The sequence below is a fragment of the Catenovulum sp. SX2 genome (assembly GCF_052056295.1).
GTDB lineage: Bacteria > Pseudomonadota > Gammaproteobacteria > Enterobacterales > Alteromonadaceae > Catenovulum.
The window spans coordinates 1,242,510-1,259,630 of the sequence record NZ_CP182493.1 but is presented as its reverse complement, the minus strand read 5'-3'; the positions used below and the strand labels follow the sequence as shown (position 1 = coordinate 1,259,630).

At 41.6% G+C, this 17,121-nt stretch carries 9 protein-coding genes; 5 read left to right on the top strand and 4 right to left on the bottom strand.

From position 1 onward, the window contains the following. Positions 1 to 56: 56 nt before the first annotated feature. Positions 57 to 2,678, top strand: a complete 2,622-nt coding sequence (locus ACMZOO_RS05220; protein WP_440905701.1) for a carbohydrate-binding protein — start codon at positions 57 to 59, stop codon at positions 2,676 to 2,678. Positions 2,679 to 2,809: 131 nt separating this feature from the next. Beyond that, positions 2,810 to 3,616 (top strand): alpha/beta hydrolase, encoded by an 807-nt coding sequence (locus ACMZOO_RS05215; protein ID WP_440905700.1) that lies wholly within the window; start codon positions 2,810 to 2,812, stop codon positions 3,614 to 3,616. A gap of 4 nt (positions 3,617 to 3,620) precedes the next feature. Here ACMZOO_RS05215 and ACMZOO_RS05210 read toward each other — a convergent pair whose 3' ends face one another. After that, positions 3,621 to 4,739 (bottom strand): ABC transporter substrate-binding protein, encoded by a 1,119-nt coding sequence (locus tag ACMZOO_RS05210; protein ID WP_440905699.1) that lies wholly within the window; start codon positions 4,737 to 4,739, stop codon positions 3,621 to 3,623. A 182-nt stretch (positions 4,740 to 4,921) separates the two neighbouring features. Here ACMZOO_RS05210 and ACMZOO_RS05205 point away from each other — a divergent pair, with 182 nt between their 5' ends. Together ACMZOO_RS05205 and ACMZOO_RS05200 are read left to right on the top strand one after the other, a co-directional pair. Then, positions 4,922 to 6,040: a glycoside hydrolase family 5 protein gene (locus ACMZOO_RS05205; protein ID WP_440905698.1), complete on the top strand. Its 1,119-nt coding sequence runs from the start codon at positions 4,922 to 4,924 to the stop codon at positions 6,038 to 6,040. Between the two features lie 44 nt (positions 6,041 to 6,084). Beyond that, positions 6,085 to 8,649: a glycoside hydrolase family 3 C-terminal domain-containing protein gene (locus ACMZOO_RS05200; protein WP_440905697.1), complete on the top strand. Its 2,565-nt coding sequence runs from the start codon at positions 6,085 to 6,087 to the stop codon at positions 8,647 to 8,649. A gap of 42 nt (positions 8,650 to 8,691) precedes the next feature. Here the strand turns inward: ACMZOO_RS05200 and ACMZOO_RS05195 are convergent, their stop codons facing one another. The 3 genes from ACMZOO_RS05195 to ACMZOO_RS05185 form a co-directional block, all read right to left on the bottom strand. Further along, a complete protein-coding gene (locus tag ACMZOO_RS05195) occupies positions 8,692 to 9,996 on the bottom strand; it encodes an ADP-ribosylglycohydrolase family protein (RefSeq protein ID WP_440905696.1) in 1,305 nt (434 codons plus the stop codon). Between the two features lie 111 nt (positions 9,997 to 10,107). Next, positions 10,108 to 12,135: a cellulase family glycosylhydrolase gene (locus ACMZOO_RS05190; protein ID WP_440905695.1), complete on the bottom strand. Its 2,028-nt coding sequence runs from the start codon at positions 12,133 to 12,135 to the stop codon at positions 10,108 to 10,110. A gap of 152 nt (positions 12,136 to 12,287) precedes the next feature. Further along, positions 12,288 to 13,502, bottom strand: coding sequence for a helix-turn-helix domain-containing protein (locus tag ACMZOO_RS05185; RefSeq protein ID WP_440905694.1), 1,215 nt, complete (start codon positions 13,500 to 13,502; stop codon positions 12,288 to 12,290). 264 nt (positions 13,503 to 13,766) lie between these two features. Here ACMZOO_RS05185 and ACMZOO_RS05180 point away from each other — a divergent pair, with 264 nt between their 5' ends. Beyond that, a complete protein-coding gene (locus ACMZOO_RS05180; RefSeq protein ID WP_440905693.1) occupies positions 13,767 to 17,102 on the top strand; it encodes a TonB-dependent receptor in 3,336 nt (1,111 codons plus the stop codon). Positions 17,103 to 17,121 lie beyond the last annotated feature (19 nt).

Genomic DNA, 17,121 nt, shown 5'->3' with positions numbered 1-17,121 from the left:
GGTTAAATTTATGTTGCAAGTATGTTTAATGACAACACAAGGGTTGGAGCTTTATCGTGAAAAACACACAAACAACAAAATTTAAACTAAAACCGATTGCCCAATGTTTAGCGCTGGGTTTAATTGCCGCAACTGTCACAGGTTGTGATTTAAGTACCACAGATGCTGATAAACACAATGGGGTGACAGAATATTTACCTGAACCTGAGCACAATATGGCGACGCCACAAGCTGGGCAAGAGCAATACAGTGCACTGCGCCAACAAGATACCTATTGGGTAAATGAACAAAACGAAGTTGTATCTTTACGTGGCTTAAACTTAGGTAACTGGTTGATGTTAGAAACTTGGATGATGAATTCAGGTGAAAACCCAGTTGGTGAAGGCATTCACGACCAATGTAGTTTTGAAGGCAAATTAGTTGAGCGTTTTGGTGATGCTGAAACTGAAAGATTAATGGACTTGTACCGCAGCAACTATATTACAGATCGCGACTGGGACATTATGGCCGAAGCAGGCTTTAATGTAATTCGTTTACCTTTCCCATATCACATTATTGAAGACGAGAATAATCCAAAAACTTTGCGTGCAGATGCGTGGGAATGGTTAGACTTAGCTATTGCCGAAGCGAAAGAACGTGAAATGTATGTGATTTTAGATTTACATGGTGCACAAGGCAGCCAAGGTTGGGAACATCACAGTGGTTGTGAAGGCAAAAATGAATTTTGGGGCGGCGACCAAGATAACCCTGACACAGCGTTAGCAGCGGAAAACCAAGACAGAGCAAAGTGGTTGTGGCAACAAGTTGCGACACGTTATAAAGATGAAAAAGCTGTTGCAGCTTACGGTGTATTAAATGAACCTTGGGGAACTGATGCAGACACGCTAGCTGAAGTTTCAATTGAATTGTATAACGCGATACGTGAAGTCGATCAAGATACTATTGTGGTATTACCGGGGCATAATTCAGGTACAGATTCATACGGCGATTTACCGGCGCAAGGTCTTACCAATGCTGCACTAGAGATGCACTTTTACCCAGGTATTTTTGGCTGGGGTGAAATTGGCTATAAAGTTCACAGAGACTGGTTAACTTGTGGTTTGTTCTCAGACGAAGGTGTATGCGAGTGGCAAGAACAACTTAAAAAGCAACATAAGGTGCCGTTTCTAATTGGTGAAATGCAGCCTTGGACTGGTTTAGGTGAAACCGGTGGTGCAATTACCCGTGCTACTTTCGATAAATATAATGAAATGGGTTGGGCTGCAACTACTTGGTCGTACAAGGTTACTACTCGTGATGGTGGTCAAGGGCAGGGCACTTGGGGTTTAGTTACCAATAAAGGGGATAGATTACTCGCTAAAGCCGATACTTGGGCGTGTGCTGGCTGGGATAGCAGTTTGGCGGATGCTTGTGGTTTAGGTACTAAAATTGTTACACCAACTGACGATGATCAAACTTATCACTTAGTGATTAAAGTGGGGTCTGGACGCTGGGGCGCGCCTGATCCTTATCAGGTTGATTTACGCTTAGACGACATTCAGCTTATTGCTCAATCGACAGAAACAAATGTTTTGGCAAATAGTTCATTTGATTCAATGGATTCTTGGTTAGAGTGGAGCGCTACTGATGGTTCAATTGATGATGATGGTTTAGTCGCACAAGTAAATACAGTCGAAGGTTCGGATAATTCAGCGCTTAATTTTACCGTGTTGCCTGGCACAGAGTTTGCCAATGGTGGTGTTTATCAAACAGTTGAGCTTAAAGGTGGAGAGTCTTATTTATTAACTGGCCATTTTGCAGATATGGGCTCAGTCAATACTTGGGCTGAAATCTACTTATTGCCAACAGCACCTGTTAATGGTCAAGACGTAAGTGGTTCGGCTATGCCAACTATAAATTTGAATAACTCAAGCCTTGAAGAGATAGAAAATTACTTCTCGATGCAATCGACCATTGAGTATGATAAAAATCAATGGGTAATTGATGCATTAACCGCAGAAACTGCACCAAAAATTTTAGATGTGCCATATCGACCCGTGAACTTATCTTTAGTTGAAGACGAGGAAAACAACACTATTGATTTAACTTGGAAAGCTGTTGATGGTGCTAAGTACAATGTATACCGTTCAGCAATATCAGGTGCAAGCTACCAATTAGTTGCAGAAGGGGTTGAAACACCTTACTACACAGATACGACTAAACCTGAAGGTGTCACTGGCTTTTATGTGGTAACTGCAACTAACGCTACGGATGAAAGTTATTACTCAAAAGAAGTTGCATCAGCATTTACTGCATTTGCTATCCCAGGGTTAATCCAAGCGGAGAACTTTGTACACCAAGAAGGTATGCAGCTTGAAAATTCACAAGACGATGGTGGCGGCCAAAATACTGGTCATGCAAACCCTGGCGATATCTTAGAATATACGGTTGATGTTGCAGAAGCTGGTGAATACACAGTTGAATTCCGTGTGGCAACCGAGCCAGGCTCACAAGGTTTTATCTTGCGTTTAGGTGAAACTGACTTAGCTACAGTTGCAGTACCTGCAACCGGCGGTTGGCAGACTTGGATGACAATATCTACTACTGTGAATATCACAACAACTGGCGAACAAAGTTTAGTGTTAGAAGCTGTTGATGATGAATGGAACCTCAACTGGTTTAGATTTACTAAGAACTAATAAACAAAAGCAACACACATAGGGCATAAACCCAAAGCCAGCTTAGTGCTGGCTTTTTATGTGGGATTAGTGCATTAACACCAGTAGATTCGTTAATAGTAAATCGTCCAAAAATACGAAGGAAAATCATTATGTTTAAAACGCACTTTTTTACCTTGCTGAGTTTATTGCTTGCATCTATCGGCAGTGCAAATGGCCAAACTGAATATACTACCCAAACGGATATTGCATATTATTCGCCAGCGCAAATTCAAGATGAATATCAACAGAGCCAATGCAAACTAGATTTATACTATCCAACCAACAGCAAAAGTTTTAAAACAGTTGTGTGGTTTCACAGTGGTGGATTACGCGGTGGCTACAAAGCAATTCCGGATGAATTAAAACAACAGGGTATAGCTGTGGTGGCCGTAGGTTATAGGTTGCATCCAAAAGTTAAAAATCCAACTTATATAGAAGACGCCGCAGCGGCGACTGCTTGGGTGTTTAACAATATAGAAAAATTTGCTGGTTCGACAAATCAAATTTATTTAGCCGGACACTCTGCAGGCGGTTATTTGACTAGCATGTTGGGGTTAGATAAAACTTGGTTAGCTAAACATAAAATCGGCGCCAACCAACTGGCCGGATTATTTGCATTTAGTGGCCATGCAGTCACACATTTTACCGTAAGAGAAGAACAGGGTATTGCAGATACCCAATTGGTGGTAGATGAATATGCGCCACTTTTTCATGTACGTAAAGATGCACCACCTTTATGGTTAGTCACAGGTGATCGCGAATTAGAAATGTTAGGCCGTTATGAGGAAAACGCCTTGTTGTGGCGAATTATGCAAGTGGTTGGGCATACACAAACAAAAATATTTGAACTGGATGGTTTTCATCACGGCAATATGGTTCACCCTGCGTACAGCATAATGTTGGAACATTTAAAATAAATCTTTATTCGTTGGTGCCAATTAACTGATCAAAGTTGAGTTGATATTTAGTTATTCGCGGGTTTAAGCACTTGCTTAGTGAAGCAAATTTTAGAGAGTCAAAATATCTGGCATCCAATAATTTACTGTAATCTTGTAAGTTTATTTTGGTCAAAGGGAGTAAACGGGTTTGTATGTGTGCTCCTGTGTCATGTATAAAGTCGTTGCCATGCAAGTAGTCATAGAGCAGGATTAAAGCCCAAGCGCCTTCTATAAAGTGTCCACCCATGCTGACATCAATGTAATTCTGTTTAATGTTATTGATAGCTTCATTTGACCAATCAAAAGTGCCTATAGATACAGCATTACCCGGATGATATTTTGTTAAATAATCGACAGTTGCACGAGCTATCGTCGGAGATGTTGTCCAAACTATGTTTGCTTGTGGAATTCTTTTAAATAAAGCGACACTAGCGTCATATGCTTGAGAATAACCCCAATCAGTATAAATCGGTGATGCTGGCGGCATGCCGTTTTCGGTTAAAAATTGGTTTAAGCCATAAAGCCGGTTTTCGCTTACGTTATTGGCATGTGGGCCAGCGAGAGATAACAAAACTGGTTGCTGCTTGCTTGATTTGCCTTTATGAATTTGCATGAGCATTTTAGCCAAATCGTATCCGGCCAAACTGTCATCCGGCGTGACACTCCCTAGCCAGTATGGGTTAGATTTTCTTGGCTCACCTAATCGTTTTACCAGTTCTGGGCGCAAGCTAGTATTTACGACTAAATGTGGGATCTGGTGTTGTTGTAACAAATCTAATGCCGAAGCTTCTGCATTTAAGAATAAGGTGGTTAAAACCGCATCTGGTTTTCGACCTTTTTCAAGTTGTTTTTTTAGCGCTCTTGTATAAAAAAAGCGATTATCTGAATCATGGTTAAGCGCAAGAAACTCAACTTCAAGGTTTAAGTCATTGGCTGCCGCCAGCATTGCTTTTCGATAAACACCCCAAAAAGTATCTTCGGAAGCATTTGCCGCGATTGCCAATATTTTTAGATCGCTGCGGTGTGTTTTGCAGGGGCGAGCAAACAGCTCAGTTGTGCTCAAACATAACAGCATAATTAGCAGTGAAGTTTTAACCCACATAACTGACCTCAATCAAAGACATTCATTGAGTTTAGTCGACAATTATCAATAGAGGTAGCTTGGCTATAAAACAAGAAAAATGGTCTTATTTTAGGTTTAGCGCTAATTGGTACGAGCGGAAAGTGACAAATGTTTAACATTCTAATGTCATGTTTCTAACACCACATAATACGAGAGGTTTAATGAAAAGTTATCAAGCGCTGACCATTGCTTTGTGTCTGGTTTTTATCACTGCTTGTGGCAGCTCAGGCGAACAAACACAGGTTAAAGATGATGTATCTAACCAAGCGCCACCACAAACAAATAATGAACAACCAATTGAAATTCCATCGGTAGAAAAAGTAATTGACCATAGTCCACTATTGGCAATCCAAGCTGTTGCAGCTATGGGGATTGGAATTAATTTAGGCAATACGCTAGATGCACCACATGAAGGTGAATGGGCATTAGCAGCTGAAGAAAAGTACTTGGTCGATTTTAAAGCGGCTGGTTTTCAACACGTCAGGATCCCTGTGACATGGCATAATCATGTTGCAACACAAGCGCCTTATTTAGTCGAATCTGCTTGGATGGATAGGGTAGAGCAAATTGTTGATTGGGCGTTACAGCAGGATTTATATGTCATTTTAAATGCGCACCATGAAGCTTGGTTAAAAAACGATTACAGCAATCAAGCAAATAAAAACCGTTTTGACGCTATTTGGTTGCAAATTACCGACAGGTTTAAACATAAGTCGAACAAACTTATTTTTGAGATCTTAAACGAGCCAAATGGCATGAGTATGTCGCAGATTAATCAGCAAAATAATCGCACACTCAGCATAATTAGAAACACCAACCCAACTCGGCTAGTTGTCTATTCTGGCAATGGATATACGCCAGTCGACAGTATGTTAGATGCGGCAATTCCAGACGCCAATGATCAATACCTGATAGCAAACTTCCATTCTTACGATCCTTGGCCATTTGCCGGGCAGTGTTTACAAACATGGGGAACAGAGCAAGATAAACTTGCGTTGGAAGAAATATATCAAAGAGCCAATACCTGGTCACAAACCAATGGTATTCCAGTTACAGTCAACGAGTTTGGTGCAGCCAAATACGACTTCACCGCACCTGAAAATATCTGTGATTTGAATGAGCGCTTAGAGTATCTCAAGAGTCATGTGGCTTTTAGCCATAAGTACGGTATAGCTGCGACATTTTGGGACGATGGTGGTTCGTTCAGTACCTATGTTAGAGCGCAAGGTATCTGGGGCCCTGAAATGAACGTGTTGGTTGAAGCGCCATTACAAGACTAGTCACAAACTAATCGAATTTATTGTCCATTGTATTTGGAGTACTTATGAAATCTATACTGAATAAAACAGCTGTGTACTTAGCGGGTGGGTTGTTGACCTTGTCTTGTACAACAGTACCAACAAATAATACTGAGGTTGGCCTTGAGCAGAGAGGTGCTCAGCATCAAAGACAAAATATAGAACAACAAATTGAAAGCTTGTTAGCACAAATGACATTAGAAGAGAAGATTTCGCTAACTCACGCCAATAGTAAGTTTTCAATTGCCTCAATAGAACGTTTGGGCATACACGAAATGTGGATGTCAGATGGGCCACATGGTGTTCGCCATGAAATTAATCGCCACAATTGGGGTAGTGCGGAATGGACAGACGATCACTCAACTTATCTACCAAACTTAACTGCAGTTGCAGCCAGTTGGAACAAAGAAATGGCTAAACTGCATGGTGATGTACTCGGTGCCGAAGCTAGACACAGAGACAAAGACGTTATTTTAGGCCCAGGTGTAAACTTAGCTCGTTTGCCATTATATGGGCGCAATTTCGAATATATGGGTGAAGACCCATTGTTAGCTGGGAAACTAGCAGCTGCAGAAATTAAGGCAATCCAAGCAAACGACGTTGCAGCAACTGTAAAACATTACGCCTTAAATACCCAAGAGCTAAATCGCATAGCGGTTGATGCTAAACCGGACGAGCGAACACTGCGCGAAATTTATCTACCAGCTTTTGAATATGCAGTCAAAGAAGGTGAGGTTATGGCGGTAATGGGCGCGTATAACCGTTACATGGGCACAAATGCAAATCAAAGCAAACACTTAGTTAAAGATATCTTAAAAGGTGAGTGGGGATTTGATGGTGTGTTATTAACCGACTGGAATGTTGATATTAATAGCTTTGATGCCGCAATCAATGGGCTAGATATTGAAATGGGTACGGACGTAGCGAGTTACGACGATTATTTTTTAGCTAAGCCGCTGCAAAAACTCATTGTTGATGGCAAAGTTCCGATGTCAGTGTTAGATGACAAAGTTCGACGTATTCTACGCATTCAGCTTCGCATGGGGATGATGGACAAACACCGCCTGTCTGGTGAGCGCAACACAATTAAGCATCAACAAGCTGCTCGTCGCATTGCGCAAGAAGGTATCGTACTGCTGAAAAATAACAATGATGTTTTACCGCTGGATAAAAACAAAATTCGCAATGTGCTGGTTATGGGCCCCAACGCTGACAAACTGCATGCGATGGGTGGTGGTTCTTCACAAGTTAAAGCCTTATATGAAATCTCACCCTTGCAAGGTTTAAAAGCCGCGTTGGGAGATAACGTAAACATAACCGTGATGCGTGCTAAAAGTAGTGAAATTTCACCTATCCCAGGCGACTTTGTCATGAGTCGACACTGGACAGGTACACCAGCCTGGAGTGTTAACCGTTATAAAAATAAGCAAATGACTGAAAAGTGGGTAGATGAATTATCTTATCCAGAATCTGCGTATCAATCTCCACAAGGTATTGATAACGAAACTGTTGTTATGCAAGCACAAATAAAACCGCTAGCAACAGGTAAACATCATTTCAAACTAAAACTGCAAGGCTCAGCTAAGTTAAAACTAGATGGTAAAAGCATAATTAATGCCGATTCAAACAATGAAAAATTGTTTAGCGAAACGGTTAATTTAACTGCAAATCAAACATACCAAGTAGAAGTTATTTACCAAGGTAATCAGTCGTTTGTGATTGGTTGGGACGCACCTGGTTTAGAATTTACCCCTGAAAATGAATACTTAGCTGCAGCAAAACAAGCTGATGCAGTTATATATTTTGGTGGTTTAAGCCACGATGACGACAGAGAAGCGATTGATAGAACAGATATGGCATTACCTGGTAGCCAAGATGAAATTATTAGCAAGCTATTAGCTGCCAATCAAAACACCGTGGTATTTATGATTGCAGGCTCAGCGGTTGAAATGCCTTGGGCAGAACAAGCAAACGCAATTGTTTGGGGTTGGTACGCAGGTATGGAAGCAGGTAATGCGTTTGCTGATGTATTAGTTGGTAAAACGAACCCAAGTGGCAAAATGCCAATTACCCTACCAGCTAAAATTGCTGACACACCTGCTATTGCATTAAATGATTACAACGAACACGACTCTTACTACAAAGAAGGCGTGTTTATGGGCTATCGCTGGTTTGAAGCGAAAAATATCCAACCTTTATTTGCCTTTGGTCATGGCCTGTCGTACACCAGTTTTGAATATAGCGATATCAAACTTTCAACTGATAAGCTCACAAGTGACGAACAATTAACGGTAACTTGTACTATTACCAATACGGGAAAAGTAGCCGGCGCAGAGGTTGTTCAATTATATGTGCAAGACAGTGAAGCATCAGTTGCTCGACCAATCAAAGAACTTAAAGGTTTTGCTAAGGTGATGTTGCAACCGAATCAATCTGAAACCGTAACTTTCAGTCTGAATAAGCGAGACCTCTCATTTTGGGATGTAAACACTGGCGATTGGCTTGCGGAAAGTGGCGAGTTCAAAGTTATGCTAGCGGCAGCAGCAGACGATATTCGTTTACAGCAAGCTTTTACCTATCAAGCTAAATAAACTTTTCTACAGTATAGAGTTGAGTGGCAGGTGTGAAACCTGCTACTCACTTTTAATCAACCAATACTGCACCGGCGCAGTTTGCTCTAAAATTCGATTAATTATTTTGATTGAGCGTTCAGCCATTAAACTAAAGGTATCTTCACCTGCTTGGGTTGGTGTGTAATCTCGAAAGTTTCGTCGTGTTCTATGTATCCAATAACTGTCAGAGAGCTGGTGTTGATTAAAGGCATTTTTAACCCCTTGTGCACCTAAGATAAAACCTAGCAATCCACCCCAAGTCGCCGTTGGATTATCTGAATCCCAGCCGACTAAAGTACCAATTCTAATTGTTTCGACAATATCACCTTGACCATAAAATAAGCTGATTAAACTGGCTGCAAAATTTATCCCTGCATCAAATGGCTGCTCGTATTTGTAGCCATCATTTGTTTGCAATTGATAGCGTTGGTAAACCGCATCTCGGGTTGCTTCCCAATCCGACTTGTCAGAATTTTGTTGATAATGCTGTTTAATAAACTGGTACATTTTTAACGGAAATTGCTCTTGTGCTAAGACTAAACTGGCTTGTTCCGCCAAGCTAAAAACTTGCTGAGATCTTGGCAAAGAGTGATCAATCACAGCAGCTAATGCATGCATGACAATATAAAAACGAGCGATAGACGCAGCTTCATGATTGGCTGAAATCCTAATTGGCAGCTCTGCAATTGTTAATGCAAGTTTTGGCTTGCCGGGCGCAAGTAAGCCAAAAAGCTCTGTTGTAAGCTGAGCATCTATCATGTTGTAAAATTGATTATGCTCAACTTCACTGGTTTGTGGCGGTAGCATACCTTGCGCCATTAATATTCTTGCTCGTTCGTTCGACACCCACAAAAAATTTTCGGCAGTTGGTGTTGAATCAGCAAATTTTTTATACAGGGGTGCATCCGTCTCAGAGTAGGTGTGAGTTAACCATCCTTGGCGCAGTTGCTCTGCTGTTAATTGGGCTGTTTTATACTTGTGGTGTAAATGTAAGTACACATACTCGATATCAGTGTCATCATCAGCACCCCACGGCGTACCTGACGTTTCAAAGTAGAAATTTATCGTTGAAGCATGTGGCACATATTCTCCCCAAAAAGCTTTTTGGTCTGGTTTGCCCCAATCATCATCTGTGTAAAAAGGCATGGTTTCAGGCGTACCAATTTTATCCATTTCGGTAATTAACCCCGTCCAGTTTGCAATGCTTTGACCTAACCAGAAGCCTTGCAATTTCTCTGCGTAGGCTTTTTTATCAATACGAATTTCTTTAGCTGCACAGCCAACTACGTAGCCAAGCGCTATAAGTGCGACAGTCAGTTTTTTCATGAGGGACTCCGCTATAAAATTTGTTTAGCTTTAAGCGAAAGAGGACTTTTGAAAAAAAAGCGGCTCGAATGAGCCGCCTAAAACATCAACAAGGGAATAACAAAAACTTAATTATTGGCAGCTACCAACTAGTGTCCAAGAAGCATCGCTGCCTGGTTCAGAGCTGGTGTACCAGTTAGCTGTGTATAAATTGCCTGCAAACACCATTTGGTCGCCTGCGTCTTGGTGAGTATTTGCGCCACCTGGTACGTCATTGCGTTGCCAGTTTGGATATACAGCTACACCGTCACAGCTTGAACCTGTAGGTTGGGTCGTTGAACCATCTACTGCTTTTATTTCAAACCAGTTAAAGTTCCAACCACCAGTTGTTGCAGCAATGGCTAACTGAGTTGTTCCAGCAGGAATAGAAACAGTATGGCTAACTGTTTGCCAGTTCTGCCAGCCGCCAGTTGCACCAAAACTAATGCTACCATATTGAACAGCGCCGCCTGGTTGTTCTAAGCTCAAACTACCACCAGCGCTATCTGATGCGATACGGTAAGAAACTTCGTATTGACCAGAGCTACTTGCAGGAAGATTTACGTTATATGTCATCCAGTCGCCTGCATCAATCCAACCAACATTTTGACCACCACCGTTATCTTGAGTTGCTTCAGTTTCAACACCGTCAGCTTGAGCAAAAGATTCAGCTTCAACTTTTACACCTGAACCGCCACAATTAGAGGTACAAGTAGTATCAGTGGTAATTGTGATTTTGTTTAAGTTCCAACCGCCAGTTTGTGCCGCTACACCAACCAATTGATTGCCAGCTGGTAATTGCACTTGATGACTAACATCAACCCAAGTTTGCCAGCCGCCAGTGTTTGGAACTGTCACTGTGCCGTATTCTACGTCTCCGCCAGCTTGTTCAAGACGAATAACACCGCCACCTACATCTGAAGCAACTCGATAAGTTACAGTTGCAGTGCCTGCTTGTGGCATATCAATGTTGTAAGTTAACCAGTCGCCGTCATCAACAAAACCGATGTTTTCGCCACCGCCGACATCTTGTGTAGGTTCAGTTTCAATACCACAAGCTTGTGCAAATGCTTCTGCTTGTACAGATCCTGGCGCAACTAATAAATCAGCTGGACCGTCAACTATAGTGCAGTCACCGCCACCTGGGCCACCACCTAAAATTTCTTTTAAGAAATGTGCCGATTCTTTATAAGTGCCATCTGCCCAAAACATTGAAGACATTTCAACTTTGCCAGGAATTTCAGTACTGTACTCTTTATCATTGTACGACCACATAGCGCTGCCGATGCCGTTTGCGCGCAAAAAGTCTATCCAAGCCCAAGTTTCGTCATAGTTAATAGCACCTGCGCCGTCTGCGTCTGTCATACCCCATTCGGTGGCGAATAATGCAATACCATTGTTTAACGCAGTTTGAGCTTTAGCGCGTTTGTCACCACGGTGTGTATTGGCATAAAAATGCACTACGTAAGCCATGTTTGATACATTAGCTGGGTTGGTTGAAGCAATATCTACATCTTGCGACCAGTTTGGAGTGCCCATAACAATTAAGTTGTCTGGGTCAATGCTGCGAATAAAGTTACCTACATCTTCAGCATAAGGTTTTAATGTACTGTGCCAATCTACAGCTAAAGGTTCATTATAGATTTCATAAATTACGTTGTCATAGCCACCCCATTTATTGGCAACGTAAGCAAAAAAGTCTTTGGCTGATTCCCAGTTTGTATGGGCTTTATGGCTATGGTAGTCAACAATTACATACATGTCGTTGTCGATCGCAGCTTGGATAACTGTATCCATTTTGGCTAAGTTTCCATCCCAATCGTCTTGAATGCCACCCGCAGCACCATGGCCTACAGCAGCACGAACCAACTTAGCACCGAATTCATCTTTCATTCGTTTAACATCAGCTGCAGTGTAAAATTTCTCACCACCCCAGCCATTGTTACTCCAAAATAGTGAAATACCTTCGATGGCACGTGCGTCTACTTTGCCGCCGACCAAAACTTTGTTGCCAGATACAGTTAATTTTTCAACTGCTAATGCGCTGCCTGAAGCTATTAAGCCTAAAGCTGCAAATGTGCTTGCAAGTGCTGTACGTGTGAACAAGGATTTTTGTTTCATGAGTCACTCCTATGATTAGTGAACGCTTTATAATTTGTGTGTGTAAAATGTTTGTTCTAATGAAACATTTCATTCACATTGTCGGAGTGTCAGGATGGATTATCGTCTCAATATGCGGATTATCGCGTATTGAGACGAGGTGCTAGCTAAGGTTAAGTGCTGGTGGCTGCCGGGTTGGTCTCATTTAATTGCTTAACTCTAAATTGAGTAGGCGTTAAACCTGTTGCTGTTTTAAACAAGCGGTTAAAGGTCGATTTGCTGTTGTAACCAGCGGCAAATGCGAGGTCGATAATAGATTGTGTTTGTTTGTTACTATCGCTCAGCAAGGTCTTAACTTCAGCTATGCGATAGTCATTAATAAACTCAAAATAGTTTTTGCTAAATTCTCGGTTAATTATATTGGATAAGGTTTTTACCGGTATTGATACTTGATTGGCTAAATCTTCAATTTTTAAATTGCAGTCTAGATACGGTTGTTTTCTCTGCATGTGGTTTTTTAACCTTTGGATTTGTTCTTCGGTATAACTAGGACGCGCGTCTTGTTCATTTTCTGCTGTGCTGATCTGCACCTCATTTAAACTTTCCTCATTAATCTGTGATTCATTTCTTGCATTGGCTGTGCCGAAATACAGCACTAGTGATACAAGGATAAGATGACCATAATCGCCCATTGAACCCATTAAATCGAAGTAGCTTAAGTTGATAGAATCGCCGCCAAACACGGTAAACACAAAAGTATAGATAACCACATATAAGGTCACCCAAAGTTTGAGCAATACATAAGCGCCGACTAAAAATTTTAACCAACGAAATGACAAAGTATCTAAGTTTGAATAAGCAAAGTTAATTTTGCGCTGATGATTGTGCAGTACTAAATAAGCAGCGACACCAAAGGCCAAACGAATAATATTTCTAACATGTTCATAATATTGGGCTATGTCTGAGCGCAAAAATTTTAAAAAGGCCACGTCTTGAGCCGGCTGTAATACCAAGTGAACCATCAATAAGGTGAACAAATAGAGGGTTATTGGTAACAGGTAAATCAGCGCCTTAGCCGTAATTTTAGACGGTTTGTACAAACTATGCGTAACATAAGCCAATAACAATGGTGCTTCTAACCACAAAGCTAACTCCAAAACTTCAAAAGCCCAAGGTGCATTAACGACTACCCAAGGGTGAAAGCCGTCCCCCCACAAAGCAAGTGCATATAGTGAGCTAGCAGCTTGTGAGAGCAAAAAAGCGCTAAAAAATAATCTTGGATACAGCAAGTGTTTAGTTGCAAACACAGAGAAGGTTGCAAACAAAAGACAGGTATAAATGATCACAAACAAAAAAATGTCGTGCAAATTAAATAGCAGTTCTTTCATATAAATATTGGATTCTCGAAAATATGCGATGAAGGCATAACAAAACTAAAGTGTAGACTATCGTGAATAAATGTCATTTAACATAAAATTAACTGTAAACGATTTCTTTGTTGGGCGCAACAGCGGCTTTTATCCGTTCCAACTTAGGATATTACTGAATTTGGGACGCTGACCCATGCTTGAGTTGTTAAATTTTAGTTGCGTTATTTAGGTTGGAGAAAAAGTGACGCAATAAAAAATATTATTTAATGAACTGGAGTCAGCATGACAAACAAGACGACAAACACACAGGTTAAATTTAAACGTTCGTTGTTGGCTTCTTCTGTGGTTAGCTTATTGGCAGTATCGGGATACGCCACCGGTGAACAAGTATCAGAAGAACAAACAGAAATAATTGAAGTAAAAGGACTACGCGCCAACTTAATTAGCGCACAAGCCCTAAAACGCGATGCCGATACCTTTATGGATGGTATCACAGCATCTGATATTGGCTCTTTGCCAGATAGAAGTGTGCTCGAAGCAATGCAGCGTATTCCCGGTGTATCTATCGAGCGTTTTGCCGGCCCAGATGATCCTGATCATTTCAGTGTTGAGGGCAGCGGCGCGATTATTCGTGGTATGTCAGCTACGCGTAGTGAATTTAATGGTAGAGACTCATTTACTGCAAATTCAGGCCGCGGCTTAAACTTTCAAGATGTATCACCAGAGTTAATGGGTGGCGTAGATATTTATAAAAACCAAACAGCCGACATGATAGAAGGTGGTATTGGCGGCACAGTGAGTTTACGTACACGCAAACCTTTCGATTCAAAAGGGCAAGTTGTCGCGTTAAGTGGCGACATATCATATGGTGATGTCGCTGAAAAAAGCAGCCCAACTGCATCGGCATTATATAGCAATAGATGGCAAACGGATGCTGGCGAGTTTGGTGTGTTAGTAAACTTTGCCTATTCAAAATTATATGGCGAATCACATGGTATCCAGTCGGATGCATACCAAATGTACAACGCAGCTGATTTACCGGGCGCCGAAAATTTTGTAGGTGATGGCTCTGGTCAAGTTTGGATGCCAAACGCATCAAATCTTTTAATGAAAGAAGACGACCGTACACGTAAAGGTTTTGCACTAGCCACTCAGTGGAAGCCAAATGATTCAATGTTGGCAAGCTTTCAGTACTTACGCTCTGATGCGCAATTAGCTTGGACAGAAAACGCACTTAAATACCAAGGTGGTTATCAAGACAAAACAACGCGTCCAATGCCGGGTACAGAATTTGAGTTTGATGATCAAGGTTTATTTGCTGCAGGTACATTAACCGACTCAGGCGGCTGGCGTACAGGTGACAAAAATATTGACCATGTACCACGTGGTTGGGGAGATAATGCTGTTTCTCATTTTGGCCAAAAATACCAAACAGAAACACGTTACAAAGAGACTGACACTTTAGTAGAAGATTTTGCGTTTAATTTTGATTGGCAAGTAAACGACAACCTAAAAGCAAATTACGATCTGCAATATGTTAAAGCAGAAACGGCCGATAACGACGTAGTGGTAATGTTAGGTACCTATGCTTTGCAGCAATATGATGTAACTGGCAACCCCCCACTACTTAACTTGTCAGAACCTTGGAATGGACTACGTGATCAAGCTAGAGCCAATAACGACGCAGCTTTTGAAACTCACCCTGATAGCGCTGCGTTTCCAGACGGTTACCCAGGTTTTAGTGATGATCAACTTGGCGATCAAAACTATTTTTCTGATGCCAATTCGTACTGGTTACGTTCAGCCATGGATCACTATGAGCGTTCAGAAGGCGACTCAATTGCAACTCGACTAGACTTTACCTATACACCTGATAGCGAAGGTATCTTCCATACCATTAAAACAGGTGTGCGTTTTGCAAAAAGAAATCAAGTGGTTAGAACAACAGAATGGAACTGGGGTGCATTAGGCCCAGAATGGTCGGGCGAAAAAGCTTTATGGTTGCCAGATATTCCGCAACATGCAAACGACTACCAAGTGATTGATTGGGCTGATTTCCACAATGGTGAAGCTGCATCTATTCCTGGTAATCAATTAATTCATCCTACCCAAGACTTTGTTAAATCACTGATTGGTGTTGGCGAGCCAAATGTTGCGCGCAATGTTAGCGGCACATGGACACCATATCCGGGCAGAGCAAATGTAGATGCAGAATATGGCATATTTGAACCGGGTGAAATTTACGACACAACTGAAACCAATAAATCCGCTTACATACGTTTAGACTTTGACACCGAAGCCGCAGGCAAACGCATCAGCGGTAACCTTGGTTTGCGTTACGTTAATTTAGAGCGTGAAGCTTTAGGTTTTGTTAAATATCCTGATTATTTGGGTGATATTCCAGTACCGGCTGATTCAGGATTTAGCGCACCGTTACAAATTAATGATGTAGTTGAATTTGTTCAAGTTAGAGTGACTGATGCGATGGCTCAAGATCCAAGCTTATCTCAAAGTGATGCTATCGCTAATGTGCTAATTGCCAACCCATGGGCGACTGAAGCGGCTAATTATCTGTCTGCTGACGAACGTGCTTTTGGTAATGATATCGACGTTGCTAATACCGCAGTTGCAGACTATAGCGCCGTACTACCAAGTGTTAACGTTAAAGTTGAGTTGAATGACGACTTAATTATGCGTGCGGCTGTGGCTAAAGCAATTGCATATCCAGATATGGAATTGGTACGTAACCGCATCGCCTTAGGTGGTGATATTCAAGCTCAGTATGAAGAGCCTTTAGCGGGTGAGCCGGTTGACCCAGATAAACCGCGTGTTTTAAAAGGTGTTGCGATTGAAAAAGAAGGTGGTGACGGTGGTAATCCGTTCTTGAAGCCTATGGAATCTATTCAATATGACTTGTCATTAGAATGGTATTTCGACGATGCAGGCTCGTTAACTACAACTTTATTCTACAAAGATTTAGAAAACTTCTTCATCCACGGCGCATACCCAAGAACCTTTGTTAACCCAGAAACTGGGGTAAGCCGAAGCTTTGATGTAACTGCAACTCGCAATGGTGGCAAGGGGGAAATGAAAGGGGTTGAGTTTGCGTATCAACAATTTTTCACTGACTTACCTGCGCCATTTGATGGTTTAGGTGTGCAAGCTAACTATACACATATTAAAGCCAGTGGTGTGCCAAACAACGAAGTACCATTAGACGACGCTGATTTTGTTGGAGGTGATACCGACACAGGTGCGCGTGTTACTTTGGACAGTGTGCCATTACAAGGTCAATCTGAGCATACAGTTAACTTGGTTGCTATGTATGAAAAATACGATTGGTCAGCCCGTATTGCTTATAACTGGCGTTCAAAGTATTTGTTAACTACGCGTGATGTTATCAGTAAATTCCCACTTTGGTATGACGATGTAGGTTTTATGGATGCATCGGTTTTCTATAATTTTGAAAACGTAACTGTAGGTATTCAAGGTACTAATTTGCTAGGTACTCAGTCTGAAACCTTAATGCAGCTGGATGATTCAGGCATAGAAGCAGGTCGTTCGTGGTTTGTTCAAGACCGCCGAATCGCGTTAGTGTTACGCGCTACCTTTAACTAAAGTCACCCAAGCAATAGTG